12 protein-coding genes are annotated in these 13,003 nt (G+C 61.6%); 7 read left to right on the top strand and 5 right to left on the bottom strand.

The window, feature by feature from the left end:
- Window positions 1-56 precede the first annotated feature (56 nt).
- From NDB2M4_RS15845 to NDB2M4_RS15835, 3 genes are all read left to right on the top strand, one after another.
- Window positions 57-827 (top strand): LuxR C-terminal-related transcriptional regulator, encoded by a 771-nt coding sequence (locus NDB2M4_RS15845; RefSeq protein ID WP_171988124.1) that lies wholly within the window; start codon window positions 57-59, stop codon window positions 825-827.
- Window positions 828-1,017: 190 nt separating this feature from the next.
- Window positions 1,018-1,932 (top strand): sugar transferase, encoded by a 915-nt coding sequence (locus NDB2M4_RS15840; protein ID WP_244536199.1) that lies wholly within the window; start codon window positions 1,018-1,020, stop codon window positions 1,930-1,932.
- Between the two features lie 125 nt (window positions 1,933-2,057).
- Window positions 2,058-3,080, top strand: coding sequence for a glycosyltransferase family 2 protein (locus tag NDB2M4_RS15835; protein WP_072376806.1), 1,023 nt, complete (start codon window positions 2,058-2,060; stop codon window positions 3,078-3,080).
- Here the strand turns inward: NDB2M4_RS15835 and NDB2M4_RS15830 are convergent.
- Window positions 3,058-3,366 carry a hypothetical protein gene (locus tag NDB2M4_RS15830; RefSeq protein WP_072376804.1) on the bottom strand — a complete coding sequence of 103 codons (309 nt, stop codon included), beginning with the start codon at window positions 3,364-3,366 and terminating at the stop codon, window positions 3,058-3,060. The two genes, NDB2M4_RS15835 and NDB2M4_RS15830, sit on opposite strands and share 23 nt — an antisense overlap.
- Before the next feature lie 210 nt (window positions 3,367-3,576).
- On the opposite strand from NDB2M4_RS15830, the gene NDB2M4_RS15825 reads away from it, so the two are divergent.
- Window positions 3,577-4,686, top strand: coding sequence for a glycosyltransferase (locus tag NDB2M4_RS15825; RefSeq protein WP_072376803.1), 1,110 nt, complete (start codon window positions 3,577-3,579; stop codon window positions 4,684-4,686).
- Between the two features lie 76 nt (window positions 4,687-4,762).
- Window positions 4,763-6,238: a lipopolysaccharide biosynthesis protein gene (locus tag NDB2M4_RS15820; protein WP_072376801.1), complete on the top strand. Its 1,476-nt coding sequence runs from the start codon at window positions 4,763-4,765 to the stop codon at window positions 6,236-6,238.
- 50 nt (window positions 6,239-6,288) lie between these two features.
- Here NDB2M4_RS15820 and NDB2M4_RS15815 read toward each other — a convergent pair whose 3' ends face one another.
- The gene (locus NDB2M4_RS15815) at window positions 6,289-7,254 is read right to left on the bottom strand and encodes a glycosyltransferase family 2 protein (protein WP_072376799.1); all 966 of its coding nucleotides are present in this window, start codon (window positions 7,252-7,254) and stop codon (window positions 6,289-6,291) included.
- A 262-nt stretch (window positions 7,255-7,516) separates the two neighbouring features.
- Here NDB2M4_RS15815 and NDB2M4_RS15810 point away from each other — a divergent pair, with 262 nt between their 5' ends.
- The gene (locus tag NDB2M4_RS15810) at window positions 7,517-8,485 is read left to right on the top strand and encodes a glycosyltransferase family 2 protein (protein ID WP_171988123.1); all 969 of its coding nucleotides are present in this window, start codon (window positions 7,517-7,519) and stop codon (window positions 8,483-8,485) included.
- A complete protein-coding gene (locus NDB2M4_RS15805) occupies window positions 8,482-9,453 on the top strand; it encodes a glycosyltransferase family 2 protein (RefSeq protein ID WP_072376795.1) in 972 nt (323 codons plus the stop codon). The genes NDB2M4_RS15810 and NDB2M4_RS15805 overlap by 4 nt, the downstream gene beginning before the upstream one ends.
- Window positions 9,454-9,465: 12 nt before the next feature.
- Here NDB2M4_RS15805 and NDB2M4_RS15800 read toward each other — a convergent pair whose 3' ends face one another.
- The 3 genes from NDB2M4_RS15800 to NDB2M4_RS15790 are packed head-to-tail and all read right to left on the bottom strand — an operon-like array spanning window position 9,466 to window position 12,822.
- The gene (locus NDB2M4_RS15800) at window positions 9,466-10,299 is read right to left on the bottom strand and encodes a family 16 glycosylhydrolase (RefSeq protein ID WP_072376793.1); all 834 of its coding nucleotides are present in this window, start codon (window positions 10,297-10,299) and stop codon (window positions 9,466-9,468) included.
- Entirely contained in the window at window positions 10,296-11,525 is a 1,230-nt protein-coding gene (locus NDB2M4_RS15795; RefSeq protein ID WP_072376791.1) for a glycosyltransferase family protein, read from the bottom strand. The genes NDB2M4_RS15800 and NDB2M4_RS15795 overlap by 4 nt, the downstream gene beginning before the upstream one ends.
- Window positions 11,515-12,822 (bottom strand): O-antigen ligase family protein, encoded by a 1,308-nt coding sequence (locus NDB2M4_RS15790; protein ID WP_171988122.1) that lies wholly within the window; start codon window positions 12,820-12,822, stop codon window positions 11,515-11,517. Before NDB2M4_RS15790 ends, NDB2M4_RS15795 begins: the two co-directional genes overlap by 11 nt.
- Between the last annotated feature and the right edge of the window lie 181 nt (window positions 12,823-13,003).

The raw sequence follows: 13,003 nt of genomic DNA, 5'->3' as shown, positions 1-13,003 counted from the left end.
AGTGATTGAGCTTTTGTACATACTCAGATTGGGGACTGTCGCTCATGTCAAAAGTTTTGCGCGACATCGATAACCGCAGTGATTTCAACCAAAGCGTGCATAATTCGGCATCTGTTACCCGTTCAGATAAACAAGCTCAGCAGTCCACGACAGCCATTATCATCGAAAGGCGACCCCTCATTCGGGATCTGCTTTCTCGCTGCCTGACTTGGGCTTCCGGCTTCGATGTGGTCGCCGTCGCGACGGTTGAGGAAGGACTGAAGTACGCCCCCAGCATAGATCCGCGGGTCGTATTGCTCAGCGTCATCGGCAGCTCACAGAGCGACGACAACCAGCAACTGGTCGAACGGGCGACGCAGGCGTTCGGCGACACGGCCGTCGTCGTTCTGTCCGACGTTGAGGAGTTGCAACAGGTCGTCGATGCCCTGAAGGCCGGGTCGCGAGGCTACATCTCGACGAGCATGTCGCTGGATGTCGCCGTCGAGGCACTGCGCCTCGTGCGGGCCGGCGGTCAGTTCCTTCCGGCGAACTGCGTTGTCGGTCCCGGTTCGGCAGCACCGGTGGATGCTGCGCCGGTCGTCGAGGAACGCCGAACCACAGTGCAGGGCTTGTTCACCGCCCGGCAAGCGGCGGTTGTCGAAGCGCTGCGTCGCGGCAAGGCAAACAAGATCATCGCGTATGAGCTGAACATGCGCGAGAGCACCGTAAAGGTACACGTGCGGAACATCATGAAGCGGCTAAAGGCGCGCAACCGCACCGAGGTTGCCTACATTATCAATCAGCTCGTCAGCGGCAACAAAGTCGCCTGCGAAGCCGGTGATTTATAGGCGATAGCCAATGAATGGAGCGGGTTGTGGCTCGCTCCATTCTGCCACGTGAAGATGAGTTCAGTTCGCTCGTTCAGATCTTCCCCCACATGCTTCGTACCTCTTTTGCCCGGCTTGGCTCTCGGCTTCGCGCGCGCGAAGGTCGCAGCGCTTTCGTAATGAGCGGGACGCGAGTGCAGTAGCGCGGGGCATGGGGCAGGAGCATTCCAGCGATGGGGATGATGCGGGGTGGCACAGGCTTCTGCCGGGGGCTTGCTATGATGCCATCGACGACGGCGAACTGTGCATGGCGGTTGCCGGCCCAGGAGACGGCGCGGGCAATCTGATCGCCTACGCGGTCGGCTCCACGACCGAAGACCCGCCGGCTGCAGCAGCGCCGCCGTTCGTATGGTCGGTGATGTTGGGGCGCACGCAGAGCATTCTCAATATTGCAGACGCCATCACGGGTAATGCCGCGGACAGTCCGACGCCGGGGCCGCCCTCACGCAGTCGCATCGCTGCGCTGAGCAAGCGCGCGCTCGATGTCGCCATCGCGGTGATATCTCTCGTTCTGCTTTCGCCGCTCATGTTGGTGGTCGCGGCTGCGATCCGATTGACGATGGGCGCACCTGTTTTCTACGGCCATTCGCGCGTCGGCGAGAACGGACAGGTGTTCGCCTGCCTCAAGTTCCGCACCATGGTGAATGACTCGGCGGCAGTTTTGGAGCGGCACCTCGCATCGTGTCCGGCGAGCGCAGACGAGTGGCGTCAGACGCGCAAGCTGCGGCGCGATCCCCGCGTCACCGCGCTTGGCAACCTGTTGCGGCGTTCCAGCATCGATGAACTGCCCCAGCTCATCAATGTGCTGAAAGGGGACATGAGCTGCGTCGGGCCACGGCCGGTGGTTAAGGACGAACTCGCGCCCTACGGTGCCTATCTGAACGAATATCTTTCGGTGCGGCCGGGATTGACGGGAATTTGGCAGATCAGCGGGCGCAACACGCTTTCCTACGCCAGCCGCGTGAAGCTCGACGCCCTCTACGTGCGCCGCTGGTCGATGAAGCTGGATCTCGTGATCCTGATGCGGACAATTCCCGCCCTGTTGCGGTTCGAAGACACTGCCTAGAGCTGCGGTCCGACTCCGGGCGAAAGCATGGCACGGCACACGTCTTGCAGACCACGCCTCAATGAGAGGCGCGTCAGAACCGGAGCCGACGGTGCCAAGCTCAGCCTCCAGGTCAAAGGGTTAAGATGTCGGGCGACAGTACCTGCGTTAGCGTCATCATCGCGGCCATGAACGCCGAGGCCACTATCGGCCAGGCGGTGGCGTCGGCGCTCGGCGAGCCGGAGGTCGCGGAGGTCATCGTGGTCGACGATGCCTCCCAGGATGGGACGGTTGCAGCCGCGGGCGCGGCGGACGATGCAAGCGGCCGGCTGAAGGTGATCACGCTCGAGCGAAACCATGGCCCGGCCGGGGCGCGCAACCGCGGACTCCAGGCCGCGACCTCGCCCTGTGTCGCCGTGCTCGATGCCGATGACTTCTTCCTGCCCGGGCGCATCGGCAAGTTGCTCGCCAGTGCGGGCGATGATTGGGACATGGTTGCTGACGACATTCTCATCGTCCCCGAGGCGCTCAAGCTTCAGGACATTTCGATTGCCCCGCTGAGCGATGGCGGTGACCGGCTGATGCTGGATCTCGAAACGTTTGTGCTGGGCAACATATGCCAGCGTAGTCGGCCGCGCGGCGAACTGGGCTTCCTAAAGCCGATCTTCCGCTCCGACTTCTTGCGCGAGAACGGACTGCGTTACGATGGACAGATTCGGCTCGGTGAGGACTATGCCCTCTATTTCCGAGCACTCATGGCGGGCGCGCGCTTCTTCATTATGCCCGCCTGCGGCTATGTCGCCATTGAACGCGAGCAGTCGCTTTCGTCGTGTCATTCGGCGGACGATCTACTCAGGCTTGCTGCATTCGATGCCGAGCGCCTTGCAAGTCCGTCGCTGACAATTGGCGAGCGCCGAGCACTGAAGGCCCATCATTCTGCAACGATGAAGCGCGCGGTCTATGCCAAGGCGCTCGAAGTGAAACGCACCCACGGTTTGCTGGCGGGGCTCGGCATCATGGCGCGGCACCCGCTCTGCATTCCCTACATCTTGAGAGAGACCGTGTCGGCGAAGGTGGGAGCGCTCGTAGGGCGCCCGCGCCTTCCAGAGGTTGCGCGTGGTGTGCGTCTTCTCGGGATTCCGCAGCTCAATGCAGGCCGCGCCCGGTAGAGTCGGCGTCCAGAGCGGCTCGGATATCGGAGTGGCGCCGCAGCTTGGTGCCGCCAGCGCGGTGATAGAGGCCCGAGAGCATCAGCCCTAATAGGTAGGCGAGCTGCAAAGACAGCAACGAAACGAAGCCAACCTTAAGGGCAGCAAGGGGCTCCCAATGCCGGAGCGCGGCGATTGTGGCAACCACGATGGCGAGGCCGAGCGAGGCGGCAATGACCGAGGCGATGCGGAACTTTAGCCCGAGGAGAATGCCCACACCCCCCGCGGTGGCGATAGACCACAACATGGTTCTTCCTCACCGATGCCCGCGATCAAATCCCCGCAACGATGAGTGGTGTTTGGTAAATGCGGCGTAAAGGCGGTTGCCCGGCGGGGCGCCGTACACCTAAAGGGCAGCTTATAAAGGTGCCGGCCGCCGCCTAATTTCCCGGGCACCGAATTTGCAATGCTCATACGTGTATAGTTTTTGCACCGCCCAGTGATTCGAGGCCCAAAGATGCGGATACTTCTCGCAACCGCACATCCATATATTCCGCAAATTGCCGGCGGTGCGCAGACCAGTACGCACGAGCTCGCCTGCGCGTTCCGCGAACGCGGGCATGAAGTCGGTGTGGTCTGCGGGCTGAACGCGTCGGGCCTCCTAGCGTATCGTAATCGGGCACTGATGAAGCTTCTTCGGCGGCGTGTCATGAGCGACCACTCGCTCGGTTATCCCGTCTACCGATCCTGGTTCGCGTGGGAGACCCTGGCGGACGTGGTGGAGAGCTTCAAGCCAGACGTTCTCTTCGCGCAGTCGGGCCTGCCCGCGCGGATGGGCAAGGCCGGCCAGCAGCTCGGGCTTCCAGTAGTGGTCTATCTACACAATGTCGAAGAAGACGACTTCGGTGGCTCATTCCGCGATCTCGCCGGTGTGCGCTACATCGCGAACTCGCACTTCACCTCACGCACGTTCAGCGTGCTGCATGGTCTCAAATCAACGGTCATCCATCCGCTGGTCGATCGAAGCCGGTACAAAACACCGCTTAGGTGCCGGAATGTGACATTTGTCAATCCGCATCCGCACAAAGGGAGCGCGTTGGCGCTGGAAATAGCTCGCCAATGCTCCGAAATCCCGTTCCTATTCTCGGAATGCTGGACGCTGGGCGCCGAGATGCGCCGTGACCTTATGCAAAAGCTCGCTGATTTGCCCAACGTGACACTGAAGCCGCGCACCCAACACATGAAGAACATCTACCGCGACACGCGTGTTCTTTTGGTTCCGAGCCGTTGGGAAGAGGCCTTCGGACGCGTCGTGGCGGAAGCGCACTTCTCCGGGATACCTGTCGTTGCCAGTAATCGCGGCGGCCTGCCTGAATCGGTCGGACCGGGTGGCGTGCTGTTAGACCCGGAGGGCCCTGTGCAGGAATGGAGCGATGCGATCCGGCGCCTATGGAATGACGAGGCGTACTGGACGCGCATGTCGCAAGCGGCAATCGCGCACGCCGACCGCCCAGAATTGAACTGCAACGAGCAGGTCGATGCGGTGTTCTCGGTGCTCGAGGCTGTCGCGGGCAAGTCCAGCCAGCACCAACAGACGATACAGCAGCGGCAAAACGCGCTTGCATAGCACGATGAAGGCTGCCCCTCCCTTGCGGCCCCGTGCGACACTCCCCGGCCAGCACTAGCATCCAGAGGCATGACGAATGGCCATAAGGCGCGCGCTCTTTTTCACGACGTCCGAGCGCTACATAAACATCGTCTTGACGCTCTTGACGACGGTCATACTTTCTCGCCTGCTCGGACCGGCGGAGATGGGTGTAACCGTGCTCGGCTCATCGTTTCTGGCGATTGCCGAAATGATCCGCGAGCTCAGCGTGAACAACTATCTTGTTCAGCATAAGGAGCTGACACTCGACAAAACGCGCAGCGCATTCACCATCACGTTCCTCATCTCGCTCGTGGTGTCGCTGCTGGTGTTCGCTCTCGCCGGCGCTGTCGCCGATTTCTACGAAGTCGCGGGACTGAAGAACTACCTGCACGTCGTCGCATTCAGTTTCCTGCTAGGGCCATTCGTCGCTCCGACGAATGCGCTCTTGCGCCGTGATATGCGTTTCGGTGCCACGACATTTGCGGGCCTTGCCTCCGCCATTATCGGCGCTGTCGTTGCCGTGTGGCTCGCGTGGCAGGGCTTCAGCTACATGAGCTTTGCCTGGTCGTCGCTGGCTTCCGCCGTCTCGCTGGCTGCGCTCACGGTGTATTTTCGACCCGATTTTTCGATCTTCCGGCCGTCGCTAAGCAGCTGGCGCAGCGTGGTCGCATTCGGCGCCACGGACACCGCCTCGAACATTCTCTACGTGATCGGCCACGACCTGCCGTACTTGATATTCGGCCGGATGCTGAATGCCGAAGCCGTGGGCCTGTTTCAGCGCGCAACGATGCTTTCGTATCTGCCCTCGCGCATCCTATTCTCCGGCATTGCCCCGATCACGCTGCCACTGCTGTCGGATCTGGCGCGCAAGGGCGAGGACCTGAGAAAGACGCTCTTCAGCATCCTCGACTACGTCACAGTGCTCCAGTGGCCGGCGCTGGCCCTACTTGCACTGTTTGCCCATCCTGTCGTTCTGGTGCTGTTGGGCGAGAGGTGGATGGCCACCGTACCCATCGTGCAGATCCTGTCCGTGGCGCGGCTCGTCTCGCTGCCCACCGGGTTGGTGAATTCCGTTCTCATTGCGACAGGGAGCGTCAGGCGGTCGCTGATGGTGAATGCGGTCTCGGTGCCGATAACCGTCGCGGTGATGTCGCTGGCGGCGGCGCACGGCCTCGAGGCGGTAGCACTCAGCATGCTCATCACAATACCGTTCTATCTGGTGGTCAGCCTTTTCTACGTGCGAATGGTCATTCCCTTCGGCTGGCGCGAACTGGCCAACGCGGTGGGGGGCAACGTGATCGTCACCATGACGACCATCATCGGGCCCGTGCTGGTCATGGCGGTGGAGGGTCAGGGCTTCGCGGTTCCGGTGCCGATTGCGATCGGCTGCCTCGCGATTGCGGTTGGCGGTTGGCTGCTTGGATTGTCCCTGGTGCAGCATCCGCTGCTAGGGGAGCTGCGCCGGGCAAGCGACGCGGCTGCCGATGTCATCAGCGCATGGCGCATGAAGCGTCAGCAGAGCAAGACTTGAGGAACAAGTGTGAGCCGCGTCTTGATCGGCTGCGCGCATCGGTAGCGCGCTCAGCCCTGGGGATAGTGATCCCAGCGCGTGCGCATGCCGATCTTGCGCAGCCCGTAGTCCAGCAACGCGTCACCGAAGTCACTTAGCGTTGGCTGTGCGCCGCGCGCTTGCAGCTCGCGGATGTGCCAGTCGTAGGCGAGCGCGTTGCGGTCTGCGAAACGCCACGCCAGCATGCGACCGAAGTAGTGGCGGCGGAACGCGCGCATGTAATTGACCATCTCCTCACTCGACAGCACGCCGCCCGCATATCTTTGTACTAGCACATACCAGTCGAGGAAATTTGTGTGCTTCGCGTTCACCTCTCGCTGGGTCACGGTGTCGTCATGTTCCCGAGTGAACCCTAGTGGTTGATGCACAACGCCTAGCTTCGCGCCGGGCTCGGCGAGGAGACGAAATCCTGCGTCCGTGTCGAAGTGCAATATGCTGTCGTCAAAGAACTGCCCGTTTCTCTGGCCGCTCCGATAGAGAAAGTGTGACGCGGCCAGACCCGTGACGCCCAGAAAACACGAGCGAAGAGCCTCCCTGCCGTCGTAGACGCTGCGTTTCGGATCCCAGCCGAGAGATTCAACTCCCGCATCAGTTTGTCTCTGGCAGGCGACTACGTTGATTGCAGGATCGCTTTCGGCTAGCGCCACCATTTTTTCAATGGCGTCGGGCGGCAGCGTGTCGTCGGCACACAGGAAGCGGAAGTAGGTCGCGATTCCGACCCCTAATCGTGCCGCCTCGTTCCAGTTATCGGCGATGGGGAGTAGCACATCGTTCCGTCGAGTAATCAGCGGAACCCTTCCTAGTTCGCGCCCAGATAAGATCTGTGCCGTTCCATCGGTGCTCGCGTTATCGAGCACGAAGTGTGTCAAATTAGGATAGGTCTGCTCCTGGACCGCATCGAGCGTTTCGGCTAGGAACTCCGCCCCATTATAGACGGGTGTAATGACGACAACTGGCGCAAAGTACGGAGTATCCATAGAGAAACCCTTTAGTGGCGGTTGGGGTACACGAACGACGGCCAAGCCATGCTAGCAATAATGGTGCCCCGCTCGCGCCCGCGCATTTTACGCCTTTTGCATTATTGGCTCGCCGCTGACGACCTGCCGCGTTAGCAAGAAGTAGCGCTGGCCGCTGGGAGCAAGTTTCTGGATTATCGCGCCGCTGGTACTCGTTTTCCAGCCACTATGCTTTCCTTCTGTCGATCTGGATTCCCGCGTAGAAATGGTGTCCGCGCAAGCGATGGCCGACCACAGCAAGACGCCCGATGTGTCTGTCATCGTAGCCGCGCAAAACGTGGGGCCGTACATCGCCGCCGCGTTGCGGTCTGCTCTGGATCAGCGTGACGTGGACGTTGAGGTTATCGTCGTGGACGATGCCTCGAGCGACGATACCGCCGAAATCGTGGCTGCAATGGCGGCGACCGATCCGCGCGTCGTCCTCATTCGGCGCACAAGCGCCGGCGGACCGTCGATCGCACGCCAGGCGGCGATTGCCGTGGCCTCCGCGCCCTGGCTCGCCATCCTCGATGGCGACGACTTGATCGCTCCTGATCGCTGCCGCGCGCTTCTCGACCTTGCCGATGCGACGAGCGCCGATGTCGTTGCGGACAACTTCCAGCGCTTTCGCGTCGAGGGCGACGAGAGCGGCGCCACGATGATCCCGCGCGCCGAAGCGCCGTACACTTTCTTCGTGGATGCCCCCTCGTTCATCAGCGGCAACATTATCTACGGGCGTCCGAACCTCGACTTTCGCGCCGTGAAGCCGTTGTTTCGCACCGCCTTCATGACCGCGAACGCGATCCGCTATCGGGGCGACCTGCCCATCGGCGAGGACTACCACATATGCCTAGCCTGCCTCCAGGCCGGGGGGCGCTTCGTCGTGACGTCCGAAAGCTTCTACAAATACCGCGTGCGCGATGGCTCGCAGTCGTTCCGCCTGCGCGCCGAGCATATCGATCAGCTGCTTAAGGCACACGAGGACTGCGGTATCGAGCAAAGTGCGTTGGGCAGCAAGCAGCTGACCTCGATCTCTCAGGTTTACGTTCGGGCGTTGGAGCGGGCGCGTTCCTTCACACAATTCGTCGATCAACTGAAAAGCCACCAGGTGGGGAAAGCGATGAGCTCGATGCTGCTGACCCCGGACGCGTGGCCACTCGTCATTCGCTTCGGTTTTGAAGCGATGGCAAAGCGCGTGAGGCGGCTGGCATGAACACTCAACGGCAATTGACACCACAGGGGCCTCGGGTTGCGATCGCAATCTGCACCTACAATCGCGATGCCGGCCTCAGCGCCCTGCTCGCCGTGCTCGGCAAGCAGCGGCTGAAGGCGCTGTCAGACGTAAGTGTCTTCCTGGCCGTTATCGACAACAGCGCGACCGGCAGCGCCAAGCCCATCTGCTCGGCTTACAACGACGGGGGGCGCTTCAATCTCGTGTATCATCACGAGGCACGCAAAGGGCTGGCATTTGCCCGCAACGCTGCCGTTTCCATGGCGCGCGCACACGGGGCGACACATATCGCCTTCATCGATGACGATGAACTGCCGCATCTGGAGTGGCTGCAGAGCCTGTTCGACAGCCTGCTGTCGATGCAAGCTGCTGCAGCGATCGGCCCTGTCTATCCGCTGTTCGTCGCCCCGCCGGCCTCGTGGCTTCCGCTCACTGCTTTTGTCACGCGCCGTGCACCGACCGCCGGGCTCGTCAACGACGGCTACACCTGCAATTGCATCGTCGACATGTCGGCGATCGACCGGGGCGGGCTAGTATTCGAGACGCGCTTCAACGAGACAGGCGGCGAAGACACCGTGTTCTTCAAGAACCTGATCGCGAACGGCGGACGCATCGCGTGGGCAGAGGATGCCGTGGTGCACGAGGTCGTGCCGGGTTACCGGATGACGGCGCAGTGGCTGTGGCGCCGCTGGTATCGCACGGGCGCGATCGAGGCCGAACTGGCGCACTTCGATCCGGCGAGCACGCACGGCCGGCTGTACAATCTCGCTCGCGGATTTGCTCGCATCGGCTTTGGCGGCCTGCGCGTGGTCAAGGGTGCGGTGATGAGTGTATTGGGACGGCCCGAGGCGTTTGTTGCCAGCTTCTACACCCTATGCCGCGGCGCCGGCCTTGTCGCCAGCGTGTTCGGCTCTCGCTATCGCGAGTATGCGGTACAGACGTACCGCTGACCTGGCGGCAGATCAGCGGGCCTTCTTATCGTAGCCGCAGACGACTGAGCCTTCGAACTGGCAGGGCTCGCCGGCTGCGGTGAAGGCAATGCGATCGTAAACCGCGGTTAGCGCCGTTCCCGGGTACTTAAACGGGCCCAGCCAGTTTTCCGTCTCTGCCCCCGCACCACTCCACAAGCTTACGAAGATTTTGCCGGGGCGCTTGGGCATCGGCTTACCCGGCTCGGCTTTGACCTCGTGCACGAGCTTGCCGTTGATGAACCAGCGAATGCTGTCTGGAAGCCACTGATAGGCGTAGCTTTCGATGCGGGTGCTGGCATCGAAGCCCAACTGCTCAACCTTCGCATGATTGCCGTCACCGTTGACGAAGTAGTTCAATTGGACGGTGCTCGTATCCTTGCCGAGGAACTCGATGTCGATCTCGTCCTGCCCTTTGCCTTCTGAGTTGGCGCCGACGTAATTGAAGAACGCGCTGACCGTTCCCGAGGCCTTAGCCGGGCGCATGCGCACCTCGTAGGTGCCGTAGCCAAACTTGTCGACGGTCTGAATCTCGGCGCAGGTGTATTTGTGGTCGGCAAGCGTCTCGTCGGTGAGCGATAGCATCACCTCTTTGCTCGAAAGCAGCTTTACGTTGCGGTTGAACCAGGCGCAGCTTTGGTGCGCGCCGTTGGACCACCCGTGCGAAATGTACCAGCGCGTTCGGTCGAAGGTTTCGAACGTATCGACGAAAGATTTGCCCAACTCGGCCGCTGCGCTCGGTGCCGACAGCAGCGGCAGGCATGATCCCGCCAGAGCAAGCATCGTAACGAGATGCGAAACCCGAGGGGAGGCGAATTGGATACTCATACGCGGGGCTCCATGGCAGCTGCGGCGCGGCTGCTTACCGATTGCTTGTTATTCGATCTGGCTTGCAGAGCGCGAAGCAGATCCCGGGTGTCTGTCTCATCAACGAACATTGCGCGGGGGGCCGCACTAAGCCGCGCGCGCATGCCGGCGTAAGTTTCCAGGTCCAGCGAGCGGAAGAAGTCGACGAGGTTGTCTTCCAGCGGCTCATCGAAGGTGCGGCCCAAGCCGCGCTCCTGCATTAAACGGCCCGTTGCTGTGCCGGCGCGCCCCAATGGAACAGCGGCGAACAGGCCACCCTCGTAGAAGCGATTCAACAGGCTCCAACGCGAGTTGGACTCGGCGGCGATGTAGTCGATGGCCCATGCGAAATGGATCTGGCCGTATATGCCGGCGAGGTCGTGCGGGTTGGAGTACGGCCCGTGGAAGACGATGTTGGGATAGCGCGCAGTCAGCTCTTCGAGGCGCTTTCGCGGGATGTCGGTCTCCGAAACCTGGCCGCGCAGATGGATCACGACACTGTCCGGGAGCTTCGCGGCGAGATGCTGCAGTATCTCCAGGCTACGCACGCAGCGCAGGACACCGAAGAAGCCGATAACCCATGGTGGCGCTGCCGCCGGCTTCTGCACAATCCCGGTCGCCGGTGAAAGCGCTGGATCGTCCGCGACCTTGTTCTCCAGTAGGCGCCAGTCGCCGCGATATCCTTGGATACGCTGGAAGTACTGGGTCATGTGATCTGGTGCGCTTACGACCACCAGATTGCACGCCGCCAGCAAGCGGCGCTCGGCCCAGCGGAACAGCCGGTTGATCGGCCGGGTGCCAACGAACACAGGTTGTACGTCCAGCGCCTCATAAACGACGATGGCCGGCGACCGCGTCAGCGTCTTGGCCATCACCGCGATGAACAGCATATCGATGTTGCGCGCATAAAAGACTTGCGCGCCACGCAGTTCGGGCCAGTGGCGAACAGCTCGGACCAGACCGCGCAGCAGCCGCGGCAGTCGTTGCGCATAGCTGCGATCGTGCGTTTCGCCTAGGTCGATGTTGTTCCACTTCGGTTGTGCCGTTGCCCTGCGCCGCACCCGATGGAACATGAAGCCGGTGACTTTCGCGCCATGCGCCATGAAGGCGTTGGCGCGCTTGATCACGGTGCTTTCGTTCCAGTCATGCCCAAAGAAGGCGATGGCAAGTTGCTGCGACATTGCGTTGTTATTTTCCTCAGACGTCATTGCGTCGCCCCTGGTGCCGGCGCGTGCGCTTGCGATCGGAGAGCGCGGCGCCCGAGCTCGCTACGACGGCGACGAAGAGGAACTGATAGAGTCCGTGATTGAGGAAGAGCGGATATTCGACGAACGAGTCGATGGTGACGCAGACCATGAACAGGACATACCAAAGCGAGATGTAGTCGTGGTCGCGCAGGAAGACGCGCAGCGTGCGCCCGTACCCCTGCAGGATGCCGGCGATGAGCAGGATGGGGCCCATGAAACCGAACGCGACGGCCATCTCGATGAAGTTGTTGTGGAAGAACCACAAGTCCTGGCCGATCACATAGCGCAGGTAGAACACGGTCGACTGCGTGCTCTCCCAGTAGCCTTTGTAACCGAAGCCCAGCCATGGATGCTCGAGGAAGGCATCGGCCCCGAAGCCCCACAGGATCGTGCGCCCGGTGAGCGTGGCGTCCTTGCCGACGCTCGCCAGCGCGAGGCCGAATACATCGATCTGCGCAAAGACGATGGCGGTACACGCGAGCACCGAAATCACGATGATGGCGCCGACGCCAGCGCTGAGGGTGCGCGGCCCGCGGCGGACAAGAAACGCGAGCATGATCGGCATCAGCGTGAGCACGGCCATGATGAGCGCCGTTCCGGACTTCGACATCACGAGCACGATCGCCGCCGCCGCCGCCGCCGCTAGCGTCAGCAACGGCCGCCAATGCGCAAAGAAGAGACAGGTGCTGGTGAAGATGAGCAGCGTCATCATGCTGCCCAGCACGTTCTTGTGCGTGAACACACCCTGGAACGCGCCGTTTCCGTCATAAGCTTGGTGCGGATTCACAAACTTGAACGCGACTGAGCTGAGCAGGCACACCAGCAGCCCAAGGAACAAGATGCGCGGAATGCGTTTGCGGTCGATCTGGCTGCAAAACAGGAAGCCGACCATCGTCGTCATGAACAGCTGCAGGCCGTGATAAAGGCTAATGCCGGGATTGTACGACCATAACGCAGACAACGTCGCGATGGCCGGCCATGTCATCAGCAGCTTGTTCTTGAGCGACATCGTCAGCAGCGGACGGTAGTCGTGCAAGAGAAACAGCACGACGATGAGGTCGGCTGCGAGCCAGAAGTAGCGCTCGACGTTCTGCACGCCCAAGGGCCTCGCGGCCGAACCTGCGCCAATAATGAACAGAATCCACGCGAGGTCGGTGATCGTGCCCTTCGTGATGCGCAACGTGGACAACGGCAACGGTTTGCCGAGCACGGCAGCAGGTGCCGGGAAGATCGGGTAGGACGCCACGCTGCCGCGCATTTGCTTTCCTTTGCCCTCCTTGCGCGCGGCCGGGGGCCACCGCTTCGATCGGATCAAACCTGGATCCATCCTGGGGTGTTTCAGGGAATGCAAATTGTAGGCCTGGAAGCCAGGCGTAGGCACCTCGCCGTTGTCGGTAGTCGAGCGTGTCTCCGATTTACCTTACCGGGGGTGCCTATGC

The sequence above is a fragment of the Hyphomicrobium sp. NDB2Meth4 genome, assembly GCF_900117445.1.
Classification (GTDB): domain Bacteria; phylum Pseudomonadota; class Alphaproteobacteria; order Rhizobiales; family Hyphomicrobiaceae; genus Hyphomicrobium_A.
Note: the sequence above shows the minus strand (reverse complement) of the source record. Positions and strands in the feature narration are given on the sequence as shown.